The sequence below is a fragment of the Rheinheimera riviphila genome (genome assembly GCF_004005945.1).
Classification (GTDB): Bacteria; Pseudomonadota; Gammaproteobacteria; order Enterobacterales; family Alteromonadaceae; genus Pararheinheimera; species Pararheinheimera riviphila.
The window spans coordinates 145,927-162,076 of record NZ_SACS01000001.1 but is presented as its reverse complement, the minus strand read 5'-3'; the positions used below and the strand labels follow the sequence as shown (position 1 = coordinate 162,076).

The following is a 16,150-nucleotide window of genomic DNA, read 5'->3' as shown; positions in this document are numbered from 1 at the left end:
TCAGAAAACTCACCGCTTGACGTCCACTGTCAGCAATGTGGCCAGCCGTTGGCGATTGATTTGGCTGCTTCTGCCACTGTAAAACCTTTTGCTCCCTATCAGTTACTGGAAAAAGCCGGTGAGGGTGGGATGGGGGTGGTGTACCGCGCTTATGATGCCAGTCTCTGTCGTTTTGTGGCGATTAAAGTGCTGCGAGTCACAGGTGCGCTGCAACAGCAACAGACGCAGCTGGAAGAAGCACGATTATTGTCGTCCTTGCAACATCCGAATATTGTCACGGTCTACGACATTTCCCGTTACGGTGAGCAGCAATATATTGTCACCGAATGGCTGGAAGGGCAGACGCTGGAGCAATTGTTAGTCGTTGGTCAACCTGCATTGCCGGATTTACTGGATATGGTGATTCAGATGGCGCAAGGCATCGATTGTGCCCATCAGGCCGGCGTGATCCACCGTGATTTAAAGCCTTCGAATGTGATGGTGCTGAGCAAGCACCAGCAAATCAAGTTACTCGATTTTGGCATGGCCAGCCGTCAGTCGCTGCCACAGTTGTCAGCAACTGCAGCTATATCGTCAATAAAAACGGCCACTGGCGCAGATTGGTCGCAACACACCACCCAGGGCGCGCTCAAAGGGACGTTACCTTATCTGGCTCCGGAATTAACCGAAGTGAATGCGCAGGCCAGTGTGCAATCCGATATCTTCAGTTTTGGCGTGATGCTGTATCAGCTTTGCTTTGGCGTACATCCGTTTTTACAGGCAACTGCTGCGCAAACCTTGCAAGCCATCAACGACCATCGGGAAGTGCAGCTGCCCCCTTCATCCTTACCACCAGCCTTATTAAAACTGATCCGGCATTGTCTGGCTGCAGTCCCAGCGGCACGGCCGGCATCAATGCAGCAAGTACTGCAGGTATTACAACCGTTACAACGTGACATCAGCCAAAGAGCCAGGCTCGGTTGGTTGTATCCGCTGACCCGGAAAGCTGTTTGGGTGCCGTTGTTGATCCTGACTCTGGCTGGCAGCTTATATCTGGGGAAATCCAGTGTTGGCAGGGATGATGTGCTGGGGGATGGTCAGACGCTGGCATTATTGCCTTTTGAAAACATTGGTGCAGATCCGGCGCTGGACGGTTTTATTAAAGGTCTGAGCCTCAGCCTCAGCCACGACTTATCACTGCTCGGTGAACAAAATCAGGATTACTGGGTGATCCCGGCAGCTGAAATCAGTCAATTGCAGCAACCCAGCGTCGCTGATTTACATCGCCAGTTTGCTGTTGATTTAGTGTTACAAGGCAGTATGCAACATCTAGGTGCCACCCGCCGGCTGAGGTTGGCCTTAGTCAATGCCAGCAATAACCGGGTGATCCGCAGCACTGAACTGGATCTGACACTCAACGGCTGGGATCAGGCTCAGCAGCAGATCCGCACGGCGGTGCTGGGGTTATTACAATGGCAGCTCCCGGACAAACTGACCAGCCAATTATCCCGCGGCAGTGCCACTGACGATCGGGCTTATCAGCATTATTTAACGGGTTTGAGTCTGTTGTATCGGTTTGATTATCAGGAAAACCTCGAAAAAGCAGTGCAGGAATTACAAACTGCCGTGCAATTAAATCCGGATTTTAAAGCAGCCTGGGTGGAATTAAATCGGGCTTATTTAAAAATTGCCCGCTTGCGTGATTTCGAACGCTGGTTTGAACTTGCAGTCAAAACCAGCGATGATTTGGCCAGGAAATTTGGTGAAGACGCTGATGTCTTGCAATTGCTGGCGGAAATTCAGAGTCAGAAAGCAGATCATAAAGCTGCTATCGCATTGTATTTGAAAGCTTTGGAAGTTTCAGAAGGCAATTCGTTATTGTGGCATGGTTTAGCAAGAGTCTATGAAGCCATTGGTGATTTGCAGCAAGCAGAATATGCCTTTGCCAAGGCGCGTGATATGCAGAAAAATTGGTTTAATTTGAATGCACTCGCGACTTTTTATTATCGAACGGGTCAGTTAATCAAAGCTATTGAATCTTTTAAAGAACTCAGTCTGTTGAGCCCGGAAAATGATCAAATTTTGCAAACTTTAGGCGCTGTACAGTTTGCGCAGGCTGATGTTGCAGGTGCTCTGGATACTTTTAAGAAAGCTTTAAAAATGGCGCCAAATGGCAACAATTATTCAAACGTGGCAACTGCGCTTTTTTATCAGAAAAAATATGCAGAATCAGTCGAATTTTTTGAGCAAGCCGTTGCACTTAACCCAAAACAACTATTATTTTGGGCCAATTTAGCAGACGGATATCGCTGGGCAGGCCAGCACGAGAAGTCGGTTCATAGCTATCAGCAAGCAATCAATTTAATTCAGCAACGTCTGAAAACTTCGCCTGAAAGTCTGAGATTGCAAAGTCGCTTAGCTTTGTACCAGGCAAAATCTGCAAACTGTCAGTCCGCAGTGAGTTTTTTAAACAGCGCTATTGCCTATCCGGACAACTCGGTCGTTATTATGGCTGCGCAAATTGCAGAAATTTGTCAGCAAAGAGCTAAAGCAATCGATTTAATCAAAAAAGCAATGAGTGCAGGTTATTCAACACATTCAATACAAGAAGAGCCTGAGTTCGAAGTCTTATTAAGACAGGAACCTGATTTGCTAAATGCAACTTCAGGCTCCTAAAAGTCCATAGTATTTAGATGATAATATCTCCGCCTTCAACAATAATTTCCGGATCTTTCTGATAAATATGTTGCTGGCCTTGAGGTGTTTCTACCAACACATAAATGGCATAAGCATTATACATGGCCACTTTATCAGTATCCGTATCTGTGCAAACGGTTTGTTGCGCACTATAAAGATTGCCATTGTGCTCTGTAGAGCCAAAGGAATAACGCATACTCTGGTTATAGCTAAATGGATTATTAAAATATAAACCCCAGTCTAATACCGGAAAACCACTGTTATTTTCGAGTTCAAAAGTAACCACTTCTCCTTTTTGGACTGTGATTGAACTTTCTGCTGAATCAATATTGCCGTCAGCATCCAATGTAAATCTTTGTGTCGCCATTTTTTATTTCCTTGTCAGTCAATAGCAGAATAATGCACTTAGATAAGTGTCATTGTGAAAAAAAGCAGTTTGCCGCGGTTCCACCGTTGCCTACCCGCATCTTCAATGATTTTGAGTATTTGTGATTTAAACTTCTAAATTATCAATTAGACGAGTATTTCCCAGATAAGCCGCCAGTAAAATCACCAACGGCGTGTTGTGACTGTCGGCTAGATCCAGGCTTTGCCGGTCGCAGATATGCACATAATCCGGCCGGAAACCAGCTTGTTGTAAAGTGGCTGCGACTTGCTGTTCCAGCGCGCGGAAATCGGCAAAACCGCTGGTGATTTGTTGTTGTAGCCATAACAATTGCTGATAAATCAGTGGGGCGGTGGCACGTAGTTCCGGCGTTAAATAGCCGTTGCGGGAACTCAGTGCCAGACCATCAGCAGCACGTTCGGTATCCACACCAATAATTTCAATCGGAAACGATAAGTCTTCGGTAAAGCGGCGGATCACTGCCAGTTGCTGATAGTCTTTTTTGCCAAACAGCGCCACATCCGGTTGCACCAGATTAAACAACTTAGTGACGATAGTCGCCACACCACGAAAATGCCCTGGCCGGCTGGCGCCACAATGTAAATCACCAACTTTTGGCACTTCCACTGCAGTTTGGGTGTCCAGGCCTCTTGGATAGATCAATGCTGCTGCTGGCGTAAACACCGCATCCGCCTGATGCGCGGTTAAACCGTCGCAGTCAGCTTGTAAGGTGCGTGGATATTTCGCCAGATCTTCAGAGGGACCAAACTGCATTGGATTGACAAAAATACTGACGATGACTTTATCGGCTAGCTTGCGTGCTTCATCGACCAGCTTAAAATGCCCAGCGTGCAGATTACCCATGGTTGGTACAAAAGCTACTTTTAAACCAGCACGGCGCCAGTTGGCAACAGTAGCGCGCAGTTCAGACAATTCAGAAATAATGTGCATAAAGCCCTCTGGCAACAAGCTCAGCACCTGCGGGTGACTGAGTAAAACAGCGTCAAAGCGTTAGTTAAAACTATGTTCAGCGCCTGGAAAAGCACTTTGTTTAACATCACTGATATATTGGCTAATCGCGCGTTTAATATCGCCGGTTTCCTGCAGGAAGTTTTTCGAGAACTTCGGAATATAACCGCTGCTAATGCCGAGTAAATCGTGCATCACTAAAATCTGACCATCAGTGTCGACGCCGGCACCGATGCCGATCACCGGAATGCGTAATGCTTCGCTGATGCGTTTGGCCAGTGCCGATGGAATACATTCCACCACCAACAGCTGCGCACCGGCTTGCTCCAGTTCAATCGCTTGTTGCAGGATATGATCGGCGGCGGCACTGTCGCGGCCTTGGACTTTAAAACCACCAAATACATGGACTGACTGCGGCGTCAGGCCAATGTGGCCACAGACCGGCACTCCACGTTCGGTCAACGCTTTAATGGTTGGCAGCAAAAACTCACCACCTTCCAGTTTCACCATATTGGCACCGGCCTGCATCAGCGGCGTGGCGTTGGCAAACGCCTGCTCCATGGTGGCGTAACTCATAAACGGCATGTCAGCAATCACAAAAGCTTGTGGTGCTCCAGCGCGGACACAACGGGTATGGTAGGCAATTTCAGCGGTGCTGACCGGTAACGTGTCGGGATGACCTTGCAGTACCATGCCGAGTGAGTCGCCAATAAGCAGTACTTCAACACCGGCATCGGCAAACAGTTTGGCAAAGCTGGCATCGTAGGCTGTCAGCGCAGTAATTTTTTCGCCTTGTTGCTTCAGTTTCAGCAACGCAGAAGTGGTAATTTTTGCCATGTTATCCTCATCCGACCATTGAATTTTACGCGCGCAAGATTACATATCTGGCGCCTTGTCGCAACATATTATCTGCGACTTCACTCTGAAATTACCGGTCGATTGCTGGCGGCGGGGCTAACACCACCAGACCATTCAGCGGCACTGCTTTTAACAGCTGCGCCAATGCTGTGCCATCGGGCAAGTGTAGCTCAGGCGCCAGCTCGGCCAGCGGATAGAGTACAAATTCACGCACTTTCATGCCGTAATGCGGCACTGTCAGACGTTCGGAATCGATGCTTTGATTGCCAAACAACAGGATATCTAAATCCAGCGTACGCGGACCCCAACGTTCATCTTTGCGCTGCCGTCCTTGCTCTAGTTCGATTTTTTGCAGCTGAGTTAATAGCTGTTCGGCAGATAAAGTGGTCGAGATCGCGGCAACGGCATTGACGTAATCGGGCTGATCTTGCGGCCCCATTGGCTTGGAGCCATACAATGAAGAAACGCTTTGAAGCTGGCAGTGTTCCAGTGCCGCTAAAGCAACCACCGCCTGTTGCAGCTGTTGCAGCGGTTGATGCAGATTAGCACCAAGCCCAAGGTAACAAAGCGTCGGCAACATTGTTGCTGCCGATCTTTCGTTGGAAAAAGGGGTTTGCATCGGAAGTTATTCCGCGGCAGGCGCTGGTTTACGCCGTACTGGCGGTTTACGCCGACGTTTTGGTTTGCTGTCGATGCCTTCTTTGCCAAGGCTGGCGACCAGTTCTTCCCGGCCAGCTTCATCAGCGGCCTGGAAGCGTTGCCACCAGAATGCCAGCTCGCTAAGCGCGCCACCTTCAGCTGCAGCTCTTTGTTGCAGGAAATCAAAAGCACCGCGGAATTTTGGCAATTCCATCAGTTTAAAGGCACGACGACCAGCGCGTTTGCCTAAACGAGTTTGCAAAGCCCAGATATCCCGGATCGACATGGTAAAACGTTTTGGAATGGCAATCACCCGCTGCACTTCGTCCAGCACTTCGGTCATCGCGATATTCAGCGCATCGATATCGTTGAGGCCACTTTCCACCAACAAGGTCTGCATCCGTAGTTCCACCGGATACCACAGCAGCGCGGCATAGATAAAGGCTGGCGTCACTGGTTTATCTTCGGCAACGCGTTGATCGGTATTTTGCAGCGCGCTGGCAATCATATTAAAGGCTTTGCCTTCATTGTCTTGTTTCAGCACTTTATGCAGTTGTGGCAGAAGCTGTTTCAGAATGCCGCTTTCGTGCATCAGCACAAAGTTGTCAAAGGCTTTGCCAGCCATAAACAGCTTCAGGCTTTCATCAAACAACCGTGGCGCCGGAATGTTTTTCAAAAGTACCGCGAGTTCCGCAATAGGTGCTGCTGTTGCCGGGGCAATATCCATATTCAGCTTGGTAGCAAAACGCACCGCGCGCAACATCCGCACCGGATCTTCGCGGTAGCGGGTTTCCGGGTCGCCAATCAGCTCAATTTTCCGCTCATTGATGGCTTGCACGCCGTTGGCAAAGTCGTAAATAGCGAAGTCGTTGACTGAATAATACAGCGCATTGATGGTGAAATCGCGGCGCTCGGCGTCTTCTTCGATAGTACCGTAGACGTTGTCACGTAAGATTTGACCGTGGTCACTGCGCACGCCGGTTGGAATGTTTTCTTCTTCTTCGCCGCCACTGTGGTGGCCACGGAAAGTCGCTACTTCAATAATTTCGCGGCCAAACACCACATGTGCTAACCGGAAGCGCCGTCCGATTAACCGGCAGTTTTTAAACACTTGTTTGACTTGATCCGGATGGGCGTTAGTGACCACATCAAAATCTTTAGGTTGCTGGCCGAGCAATAAATCGCGGATACAACCACCGACCAGATAGGCTTCATAACCGGCATCATTTAAGCGGTACAACACTTTTAATGCATTCGGGCTGATGTCTTTTCGCGACACGCCGTGTTGGTCCCGGTTCAGTACAGTTAATGGTGGCAGTACCGCCGATTGATGATGAGGATTTAACTTCGGCCCTTTGCGGCTTTGTGGTCCACGCTCCGGACGTGGCCGACGGCGGGTCGCATCATCATGATATTGTTTGCTGTGCTGGCGCGGCTCGCTGTCGCGATAACGTGGAGCAGCGTCGTTTGAACCTTGCTGGCCGGTTGCAACAGTGGAGTCCAGCTCGGATCCCTGTTCAGTCGCTTGGATGGTTTTGGCGGTTTTTTTGCCAAATTTGCGACGGCAAAAATCTAAAACTCGGGAAATAATGGTGGTTCTCCTGTACACAAGGGCGACAGCGGAAAAGAAGCAGGCTGTCCATTGAAAAAAAACGTCGTCATCTTACCGCAGACTGGTGAAAAAATGAATGAAATCGCGGGCGAATGTCATGAAAAGCCTGCGCGTTGCGTTGAATTTTTAGCCTTTGCTGATATTAAATCAGCACTTCTAGAGTTTTTGGCACTTTACTGAGCTGCCAGTTAGCCAGTGCCCAACTTAATAATTCGCTGACGGCGGCACCTTGCAGTTCGCCGGGAACCTGCTGGCCTAATAAATTCAGCGCCTGTTGCAGACTTTGCGACAGTGGTTGGCTGCTGATATCGGTGGCGTGATTTTGTTTACTCAGTTTCTGGCCGGGGGCGGTTACAGCCAACGGTAAATGGCCGTAGGCAGGCGCTGCTTGGCCAAGCAAGGCACAAAGCGCTTGCTGCCGGGTGGTCATGTCGAGTAAATCAGCACCGCGGATCACCTGACCAATTTGTTGCTGTAAATCATCGATAACGACCACCAGCTGGTAAGCAAATAAACCGTCACGGCGTTTGATGCTGTAGTGCTCCTGGCAAATGGCTGGCGGAATTTCGACCTTGCCAAAAACTAAATCAGTAAACGAATGCTCCACTTCACCTGGGATCAACCGCCAGGCCAGCGGTTTTTCAATAAGTTGGCGGCCTAAAAAACGCTGCTGACAAAAACCATCGTAGACGCCGCCCAAACTCTGAATACGGGCACGGCTGCAGTCACAACCATAGATTTTTTGTTGCTTAAGTAATTGTTCAAAAACAGCTTGATAGAGCGGCAAACGCTCCGTTTGGTAAGTTTCGGATTGGTCCCAGTACAGGCCAAATTGTTCAAGCGTGCGCAGAATATGGTCGGCTGCACCAGATTGCACGCGGGTGGTGTCGATATCTTCGATGCGCAGCAGCCATTCGCCGCCATGCGATTTGGCCTGCAGATAACTGCCAACAGCAGCGACCAGCGAGCCAAAATGCAAAGGGCCGGATGGCGATGGCGCAAACCGGCCCCGGAAACGGGCAACGTCAGGGGGCATCATTAACCGCCGAGTTGTTTTTCCTTGATCTCCGCCAGAGTTTTACAGTCGATACACATATCAGCTGTCGGGCGGGCTTCTAACCTTTTGATACCAATTTCGATACCGCAGGTATCACAGTAGCCAAAGTCATCGTCTTCGATCTTCTGTAAGGTTTTTTCAATTTTTTTCAAAAGCTTACGTTCACGATCCCGCGCACGTAACTCTAAACTGAATTCTTCTTCCTGAGCGGCACGGTCAACCGGATCCGGGAAGTTGGCGGCTTCATCAGCCATGTGGTTTTTGGTACGGTCCACTTCTTCGCGCAGTTGCTGACGCCAGGCGTCCAGAATTTTGCGGAAATGTTCGCGTTGCTTCGGGTTCATGTACTCTTCGCCCGGAGCCTCCTGATAAGGGGTGACGCCGGCTAAAGCTAACAGACCCAGTGCTTTATTAGTTTTGCCTTCTGGCATGGTAATCTCCTGTAAAACAGTGCCAAGCAAAAAGATGGCGGCTATAGATAGCAGAATATAAGCACCATCGCAATCACTATGAAAAAAGCCGCCGAAGTATACAGACTGAGCCCTGCTTCGTCACCTTAATTTACTGGCTGGTCATACGACAAAAATGAACGTTACAATCTAGACCAGTTTTTGGCCCTTGTGAATCAAATTATCATGGCCAAGTGTTGCGAAAGATGACAAAGCGCAAACAAAAGGAAGAAGTGATGGAATTGTGGTGGGCGTTTTTGTTGTTAGGGGCGGCAGTGGGCTTTTTTGCCGGGCTGCTAGGGGTGGGTGGTGGCGGTATTATGGTGCCGGTGCTGACCAGTTTATTTCTGAGTCTGGGGTTTGCCGAATCGGTGCATATGGCACTTGCCACCTCTTTAGCGGCTATTGTGGTGACTTCCTTTGCCAGTGCCCGCAGCCATCATGCCCATCAGGCGGTGTTATGGCCGGTGGTGTGGCGGATGAGTCCGGGCATTATTGTCGGCACTTTATTAGCAGCTTTGATCGCGGCTTTTCTGCCGACCAAAGCGCTGGCCTGGTTTTTCAGCCTGTTTATGGCTTATGTCGCAGTGCAAATGCTGTGGAATATCAAACCTAAACCCAGCCGTAGTTTACCCGGTACTTTGCCGTTGGCGGCGACTGGTTTTGGTATTGGCGCTATTTCGGCGTTAGTCGCCATTGGTGGCGGGTCGCTGACGGTGCCGTTTTTGACCTGGTGTAACGTCAAGGTGCAGCAGGCGATTGGTACTTCAGCGGCGCTGGGTTTGCCAATTGCCATCAGCGGGACTTTGGGATATGCGATCAGTGGTGCGCTTGTAGCTCCAGTGGAAATGATGCCGGCCTGGAGCCTTGGATATGTGTATTTACCTGCGGTATTGCTGATTTCAGTGGTCAGCTTTTTTACCGCGCCTTTGGGTGTCAAACTGGCGCATCGCTTGCCGGTCGCCACCCTGAAAAAACTGTTTGCGCTGCTGCTGATCAGTTTAAGTGCCAAGATGTTGCATCATGTGGCTTTTTAATGTTGAAGTTTATACCCAAAATCATTGGAGATTTGGGTAGGCGGCAACTGAGCGAAGCCCCAGGAGCATAGTTTACTATGTGACTGGGGTGAGTGAAGGCGGCCAACACCCCCCAAATCTTCAAGGATGAAGGGTATAAGCAGGTGCCGAAACTGGAAACGTCCGCCGGTGAAGTTGCAAAAAGGCTGTGCTACACTCCGGCTTCTTCTTTTTTTACTCGCTGTTATTTGTTCATCAATGAAGGTCCACTATGACGCAACTGCTGCAAATCTCTCTGACCACCAACGCCGCTGACACCCGTTTTGGTAAAAACCCGGCCTTAACACCAACAGTGGATGGTTATCAAATTCATCAGCCAGCGCAAGAGCAATTGCGGGCGATTCAAAAAGCTGGCCGCAGCCTGGATGGTTTGGGCGTGCAACAAGTGCAGCTGGCGGGTAGCGACTGGACCGTCGACAAACAATGGGCGTTTTATCAGGGTTTTTGCAGCGCGAAAAAGCTCGGTGGCGTCAGCTGGGCTGGTACTGAGCAGCAAGTACAACAACTGGTGCAATTGCAACAATGTTTTGCCTGGGCGAAAAAACAAATTAACCAAACCCCGGAAGATTTATCGCCGCAAACTTTATGCGCCGAAGCCACTACTTTTCTGGAAGCGGTCGCGCCACGCGGCAGCATTACCGCCCGCACTATTGCCGGTGATGAATTATTAGCAGAAGGCTGGATTGGCTTGCATGCGGTGGGTCGGGGTAGTGATCGTGCACCGGCGATGTTAGTGCTGGATTTTAACCCAACCGGTCACGCCGATGCGCCGGTCGCCGCCGCTTTGGTCGGCAAAGGTATTACGTTTGACAGCGGTGGTTATTCGATTAAAGCCTCTGAAGGCATGTTGACGATGAAATGTGATATGGGCGGCGCTGCAACAGTGACAGCTGCGTTGGCGCTGGCGATATTACAAGGTCTGGCGAAGCGGGTACAACTGGTGTTGTGCTGCGCCGAAAACCTAATCAACGGCCGCGCATACAAGCTTGGCGACATTCTGACTTACAAAAATGGCGTCAGTGTGGAAGTGGTGAATACCGATGCCGAAGGTCGGCTGGTGCTGGCTGATGGTTTATTATGTGCAGCGCAAACCGGCGCGCCATTGCTGATTGATGCTGCCACTTTAACCGGCGCGGCGATGATGGCAGTTGGCACTGAGTATAATGCCTTGTTTGCACTGGATAAATCCTTACAAAACCGTGTGTTAGGTTACGCCGAACAAGTACAGGAAGCTGCCTGGCCACTGCCGCTGGAACGTTGGCACCAACAACAATGCCCATCACCTTATGCTGACACCGCCAATAGCCGCCCGATTAAAGGTGGCGGTACCGGTGGCGCCAGTAATGCCGCTGGTTTTTTAAGCCGCTTTGTGCCAAACGATGGCAAAGGCTGGTTACATATCGATTTGGCGGCAGCTTTTCATAACACCGCCAATGGTTTCTGGGGCGCTGGCGCTACCGGTACCGGTATTCGGTTAGTGGCGCAAACGCTGCTGACAGAAACGGCTTGATCTTTAAACATAAAAAAAGGAGCTGTGACAGCTCCTTCATCTGGACCCTGTTTTGACCTTACCTGTCGCTGAAATTTGTCCGGCGCTGTTACAAGCGCTGGCAAATCACCACAAAGTACTGCTGACTGCGCCACCCGGCGCGGGTAAATCGACCTATCTGCCGCTGTTTTTGCTGCAACAACCACAATTCGCCGGTCAATCGATCATCATGCTGGAACCCCGTCGGTTAGCGGCGAAAAGTATCGCCAGTTATCTGGCGGCGCAGCTGGGAGAAGCCGTTGGCGAAACTGTCGGTTATCAAATTCGCTTTGAGCAGCAATATTCTGCCCGCACCCGTTTGTTGATCGTGACCGAAGGCGTGTTGATCCGAAAAATTCAGCAAGATCCCGCCCTTGAAACCACCGATTTACTGATTTTCGACGAGTTTCATGAACGGTCACTGCAGGCTGATTTAGCGCTGGCGTTAGCGCTGGAAGTACAGCAGCTCAACGACAAATTAAAGCTGCTGATTATGTCGGCAACGCTGGCTGGCGCAGACTTAAGCGAAAAACTCGCGGCGCCGCTATTACATAGTGATGGTCGAAGTTTTCCGGTCGACATTCGTTACGTGGCGCCAACGCAAGAAGATGTCTGGTTGCAAAGTGCCAGACTGGCGCGCCAATTACTCAGTGAACATCAGGGCAGTTTTTTAGTATTTTTGCCGGGACAACGCGAGATAGAGCGCGCTGCTCAGTATCTTACTGAGCAGCAATTGCCGCCAGATGTGCAGGTGTTTGCCTTAATCGGCTCATTGTCGTTAGCCGAGCAGCAACGCGCTATTGCGCCATCAGCACCCGGTCAGCGCAAAATAGTGCTGGCGACCAACATTGCCGAAACCAGTTTGACCATCGACGGTATTAGTCTGGTGATTGATGCCGGAGTGGCGCGCCAGGCGGTGTATCAGCCCAAATTGGGTTTCAGTAAACTGGATACGGTGCAAATTAGTCAGGCTTCGGCCACCCAGCGCGCTGGTCGGGCGGGGCGGCTCAGTGCCGGTTTTTGCTATCGGATTGATACCGCAGAAAAATGGGCGCGAAGGCCAGCCTTTACCACGCCGGATATTCTGCAGGCCGATTTATTGGCGCTACGGCTGGAAATCGCCGGTTGGGGCTGTCAGGTGGCGGATTTGTTTTGGCTTGATCCACCACCGACTACGCAGTTGCTGGCGGCGGAGCAATGTTTACGCTGGCTTGGCGCTTTAGATCCACAACATCAGCTGACCGCCCATGGCAAAGCGATGCTGAAGTTGCCAACAGATCCGCGGCTGGCGTCGATGTTATTGCGCGCGGTTCGGTTTGAACAAGAGGGTTATCAGGGCGCCGTTGCATTAGCGGCTTGGCTGGCAGTATTGCTGGAACAAAACCGCCGGTTTGATGGCACTGATGTGTTGGCGCAATTGGCGCAGCTTCGTGCAGGGCATAGCCGGCAACAAGCCCAGCAGCAAGTGCGCCAGTTATTGCAAGCACTTCGGCAATCTGCAGACATGTTACATGCATCCTGGCCGGAGCAAATCACCGGTTTATTGCTCAGTCATGCTTTTGCTGACCGTATCGCCCAGCAACGGGGCCAGGGTTATTTACTGGCCAATGGCACCGGTGCCATATTACCGCCGGACGATGCGCTGGCGCACAGCCCGTATCTGGTGGTGGCTGATTTACGCCTGGTCGGCAATAACGCCTGGGTCAGCGCCGCTGCAACCTTAACGCTTGATGAGTTAACGCAGGAATGGCAAAGCCAGCTGACCACCATCAAACATTTTGCTTTTGATGAAAGTTCCGGGCGTTTTCTGGCGGAAGAGCGACAGCAACTGGGCGCTTTGGTGCTCAAACGCAAAAACCTCAGTCAAAGTCTGAGCGCTGCCGATCGCAGTGCGGCCTGGGTTGATTATCTGAATAAAAAGGGTTTACAGCTGCTGGAATGGACTGATGCAGCGTTAAATTTACAACAGCGGCTGGCGTTAGCGCGTAAGCTGCAACCTGACGCTGGTTGGCCGGATCTGGCATTGCCGACACTGGCGAGCACCATGCATCATTGGTTGGAGCCGTTTCTCGCAACTATCAGCTCGCTGGCGCAGTTACAAAAACTCGATCTGTACCCGCTTTTATGGCAGCAGCTGAATTACCAACAACAGCAGCAGCTGAATTCTTTGCTGCCAGCCAGTTGGCGTTCAGTGCTGGGAACGGATATTAAGCTTGTTTATCATGCGGTTGGGCAGGCTGGTGGCCAGAAAGAAGCGCAGATAGAGGTACAAGTCGAACTCGCTATCCGCATTCAGGAAATGTTTGGCCAAAGCAGCACGCCAACTGTTGGCAAAGGCTTGGTGCCGGTGATTGTAACCTTATTGTCACCCGGGCGGCAGCCGCTGCAAAAAACCGCTGATTTGGCCAGTTTCTGGCAAAATGCTTATCAGGACGTGAAAAAAGAAATGAAAGGTCGTTACCCTAAACATTATTGGCCCGATGATCCGCTGCAAGCGATGCCCACCAATAAAACCAAAAAAGCGATGTTAAAATGACCCCGAGAAAACCAAGAACTAAAAAAGCCAATACGCTGAAACCTTTGTATCACAGCATTGGTTGGTTTTGTTTAAAAGCAGCTTTGGTGCTGACGCTGACCTTATTTATTTACCTGATTTATCTTGATAGCAAAATCACCAGCTTATTTTCCGGCCAGAAATGGCAAATTCCGGCGCAGCTCTACGGCCGGTCATTGGCCTTAGCGCCGGGCAAACATCTATCACAAGTGCAAATGCTGGATGAACTGCAGCGTTTGCAATATCGCGAAGACCCAAGGTTAAGCGGCCCTGGCCAATACCATGTCAGTGGTCAGACGGTGTCCGTGTTTCGCCGCGCTTTTGATTTCCCGGCCGGTCATCAGGTCGCAACTTTGTTGCATGTCGGGTTCGCCGGTGAATTTGTACAAAGCCTGAGTACCGGCCGCGAACGCCAAGCTTTGACCAACGCCCAGCTAGAGCCGCAATTGTTGCAGCATTTAGTGGCCGCAGAGCAGGAAGATCGCGAGTTACTGGTGTTGGATCAGGTGCCAAAGACCATCAAAGACACCTTATTACTGGTAGAAGACCGCGACTTTTATAGTCACCATGGCGTTTCGGCCTGGTCGGTGTTGCGGGCATTCTGGGCCAATTTACAAGCCGGTAAGACAGTGCAGGGCGGGTCGACTTTGACCCAGCAACTGGCCAAAAATATGTATACCAATCAACAGCGCACCTACTTTCGTAAAGTGAATGAAGCGCTGATTGCGCTGGTGCTGGATTACCGCTACAGCAAAGATCAAATTTTAGAAGCTTACCTCAATGAAATTTCGCTGGGGCAATTTAAAGCCAATCCGGTGCATGGGCTTGGGCTTGGTAGCAAACTGTATTTTGGGAAACCTTTGGCGGAATTGCGGCCGCATGAATATGCGTTGTTGATTGCCATTATCAAAGGTCCGTCGCATTACGATCCAAGACGTTATCCAAAACGGGCTGAAGATCGGCGCGACTTAATTTTGGGCATGATGCGCGACCACGGTTTGCTCGATCAAACGCAGTGGTTTGCCGCAACCAGCCAACCGCTGGATGTGATCCCGATTGGTGAGCATCTGAAAGGCCGGTTTCCGGCATATATCGACAAAGTACGGCAAGAACTGCGCGAACTGGTGAAAGATAAAACCCAGCTGCAAAACGGCATCCGGGTGTTCACTTATTTTGACGCTATGGCGCAGCAAGCTGCCGAGCAAGCGGTGTTAAAGCGGGTGGCGAAACTGGATCCAGCCATTGAAGCGGCGGTGGTGGCGACCGACTATCAACAAGGCGCATTAACAGCCATTATTGGCGGCCGTAACACAACTTTCGCCGGTTACAATCGAGCGATTTCGGCGCAGCGGCAAATTGGTAGTATTATCAAACCTGTGGTGTATTTGACGGCACTGCAGCAGCCGCAACGTTTTCATCTGGGCACAATACTGGCAGATACGCCACTGACGCTGAAAAGCGGTAGCCGCAATTGGTCGCCGCTCAATTACGACAAAAAATTCCGCGGTAATGTCAGTCTGATGTCTGCGTTAAGTGACTCGTTAAACATACCAACGGTGCGGCTTGGCTTGCAACTCGGTTTACCGGCATTGCAGCAGGAATTACAACAGCTGGGTCTGGAACGGGAAGTGAAACTGCAACCTTCGTCTTTATTAGGTGCAGTAGAAATGAGTCCATTAGAAGTGGCGCAACTGTATCAAACCATTGCCAATAAAGGCCAATATCGAGAGCTTGCGACGATTGCTGCCATCACCACCCATGACGGCGCTGCGGTGTATCAGCGCCAATCAAAACCGCAGCAGCGGGTTGATGCGTCCGCCGCATATTTATTACAGTTTGCGCTGCAACAAGCGACCCAAAGCGGCACGGCACAAAGCCTGGCGGCCCAATTTCCACGACAAAAATTTGCAGGTAAAACCGGCACGTCCAGTGATTATCGCGACAGCTGGTTTACCGGTTTTGATCATGAAACCAGTTTGACGGTCTGGCTGGGGCGAGATGACAATAAAGCCATTGGTTTGACCGGCGGTAGCGGTGCTTTACCAATTTTTAGTACATATTTTCAACAGCTTGGCGTAAATTCGTTGTTCCGGGCCGTCCCTGAAAATGTCCAAAAACAGTTTATCAGCAAGACCAATGGCCGTTTTGTTGAAGAATCTTGCGTTAACGTATTGTTATTGCCAGTGATATGGGTTGAAATGCCTTTGCAGCAACATTGTGATTGATTGGCTGATTAATCAACAAATGGGTCATCAGCAAGCTGGAGTTGCACAATAACTGGACGTCAGCAAGGACAACGCAGATCGACAGTTCAGGTCAGGAACACAGGTTATTAACACAGGTCAAT

12 protein-coding genes are annotated in these 16,150 nt (G+C 50.4%); 5 read left to right on the top strand and 7 right to left on the bottom strand.

Translation table 11 applies throughout. The features are described 5' to 3' along the window. Positions 1 to 48: 48 nt before the first annotated feature. A complete protein-coding gene (locus EOE67_RS00680; RefSeq protein WP_164852174.1) occupies positions 49 to 2,655 on the top strand; it encodes a serine/threonine-protein kinase in 2,607 nt (868 codons plus the stop codon). A gap of 13 nt (positions 2,656 to 2,668) precedes the next feature. Here the strand turns inward: EOE67_RS00680 and EOE67_RS00675 are convergent, their stop codons facing one another. From EOE67_RS00675 to dksA, 7 genes are all read right to left on the bottom strand, one after another. Further along, on the bottom strand, positions 2,669 to 3,043 hold the full coding sequence (locus EOE67_RS00675) for a hypothetical protein (RefSeq protein ID WP_068067310.1): 375 nt from the start codon (positions 3,041 to 3,043) through the stop codon (positions 2,669 to 2,671). Positions 3,044 to 3,169: 126 nt separating this feature from the next. Further along, the gene (gene panC / locus EOE67_RS00670; RefSeq protein ID WP_127697138.1) at positions 3,170 to 4,012 is read right to left on the bottom strand and encodes a pantoate--beta-alanine ligase; all 843 of its coding nucleotides are present in this window, start codon (positions 4,010 to 4,012) and stop codon (positions 3,170 to 3,172) included. 60 nt (positions 4,013 to 4,072) lie between these two features. Then, entirely contained in the window at positions 4,073 to 4,867 is a 795-nt protein-coding gene (gene panB / locus EOE67_RS00665; RefSeq protein ID WP_127697137.1) for a 3-methyl-2-oxobutanoate hydroxymethyltransferase, read from the bottom strand. Between the two features lie 91 nt (positions 4,868 to 4,958). Next, positions 4,959 to 5,507 (bottom strand): 2-amino-4-hydroxy-6-hydroxymethyldihydropteridine diphosphokinase, encoded by a 549-nt coding sequence (gene folK / locus EOE67_RS00660; RefSeq protein WP_240652659.1) that lies wholly within the window; start codon positions 5,505 to 5,507, stop codon positions 4,959 to 4,961. Between the two features lie 6 nt (positions 5,508 to 5,513). Continuing rightward, positions 5,514 to 7,136 (bottom strand): polynucleotide adenylyltransferase PcnB, encoded by a 1,623-nt coding sequence (pcnB, locus tag EOE67_RS00655; protein WP_240652658.1) that lies wholly within the window; start codon positions 7,134 to 7,136, stop codon positions 5,514 to 5,516. Positions 7,137 to 7,281: 145 nt separating this feature from the next. After that, positions 7,282 to 8,175: a tRNA glutamyl-Q(34) synthetase GluQRS gene (gene gluQRS / locus EOE67_RS00650; protein ID WP_240652657.1), complete on the bottom strand. Its 894-nt coding sequence runs from the start codon at positions 8,173 to 8,175 to the stop codon at positions 7,282 to 7,284. 2 nt (positions 8,176 to 8,177) lie between these two features. Then, positions 8,178 to 8,627: an RNA polymerase-binding protein DksA gene (gene dksA / locus EOE67_RS00645; RefSeq protein ID WP_068067292.1), complete on the bottom strand. Its 450-nt coding sequence runs from the start codon at positions 8,625 to 8,627 to the stop codon at positions 8,178 to 8,180. Positions 8,628 to 8,851: 224 nt separating this feature from the next. Between dksA and EOE67_RS00640 the strand changes: the two genes are divergently transcribed. The 4 genes from EOE67_RS00640 (at position 8,852) to mrcB (ending at position 16,028) form a co-directional block, all read left to right on the top strand. Further along, on the top strand, positions 8,852 to 9,682 hold the full coding sequence (locus EOE67_RS00640) for a sulfite exporter TauE/SafE family protein (protein WP_240652656.1): 831 nt from the start codon (positions 8,852 to 8,854) through the stop codon (positions 9,680 to 9,682). A 250-nt stretch (positions 9,683 to 9,932) separates the two neighbouring features. Next, complete coding sequence (gene pepB / locus EOE67_RS00635) at positions 9,933 to 11,231, top strand: aminopeptidase PepB (protein ID WP_127697135.1); 1,299 nt, start codon at positions 9,933 to 9,935, stop codon at positions 11,229 to 11,231. A gap of 52 nt (positions 11,232 to 11,283) precedes the next feature. Further along, positions 11,284 to 13,785, top strand: a complete 2,502-nt coding sequence (hrpB, locus tag EOE67_RS00630; RefSeq protein WP_127697134.1) for an ATP-dependent helicase HrpB — start codon at positions 11,284 to 11,286, stop codon at positions 13,783 to 13,785. Further along, complete coding sequence (mrcB, locus tag EOE67_RS00625; RefSeq protein ID WP_127697133.1) at positions 13,782 to 16,028, top strand: penicillin-binding protein 1B; 2,247 nt, start codon at positions 13,782 to 13,784, stop codon at positions 16,026 to 16,028. The genes hrpB and mrcB overlap by 4 nt, the downstream gene beginning before the upstream one ends. The last annotated feature ends 122 nt before the right edge of the window (positions 16,029 to 16,150 follow it).

Bases quoted from the DNA above. Each gene is read 5' to 3' on its own strand.
- EOE67_RS00675 (WP_068067310.1), bottom strand. From the start codon at position 3,043: ATGGCGACACAAAGATTTACATTGGATGCTGACGGCAATATTGATTCA.
- panC (WP_127697138.1), bottom strand. From the start codon at position 4,012: ATGCACATTATTTCTGAATTGTCTGAACTGCGCGCTACTGTTGCCAAC.
- panB (WP_127697137.1), bottom strand. From the start codon at position 4,867: ATGGCAAAAATTACCACTTCTGCGTTGCTGAAACTGAAGCAACAAGGC.
- folK (WP_240652659.1), bottom strand. From the start codon at position 5,507: ATGCAAACCCCTTTTTCCAACGAAAGATCGGCAGCAACAATGTTGCCG.
- gluQRS (WP_240652657.1), bottom strand. From the start codon at position 8,175: ATGCCCCCTGACGTTGCCCGTTTCCGGGGCCGGTTTGCGCCATCGCCA.
- dksA (WP_068067292.1), bottom strand. From the start codon at position 8,627: ATGCCAGAAGGCAAAACTAATAAAGCACTGGGTCTGTTAGCTTTAGCC.
- EOE67_RS00640 (WP_240652656.1), top strand. From the start codon at position 8,852: ATGACAAAGCGCAAACAAAAGGAAGAAGTGATGGAATTGTGGTGGGCG.
- pepB (WP_127697135.1), top strand. From the start codon at position 9,933: ATGACGCAACTGCTGCAAATCTCTCTGACCACCAACGCCGCTGACACC.
- mrcB (WP_127697133.1), top strand. From the start codon at position 13,782: ATGACCCCGAGAAAACCAAGAACTAAAAAAGCCAATACGCTGAAACCT.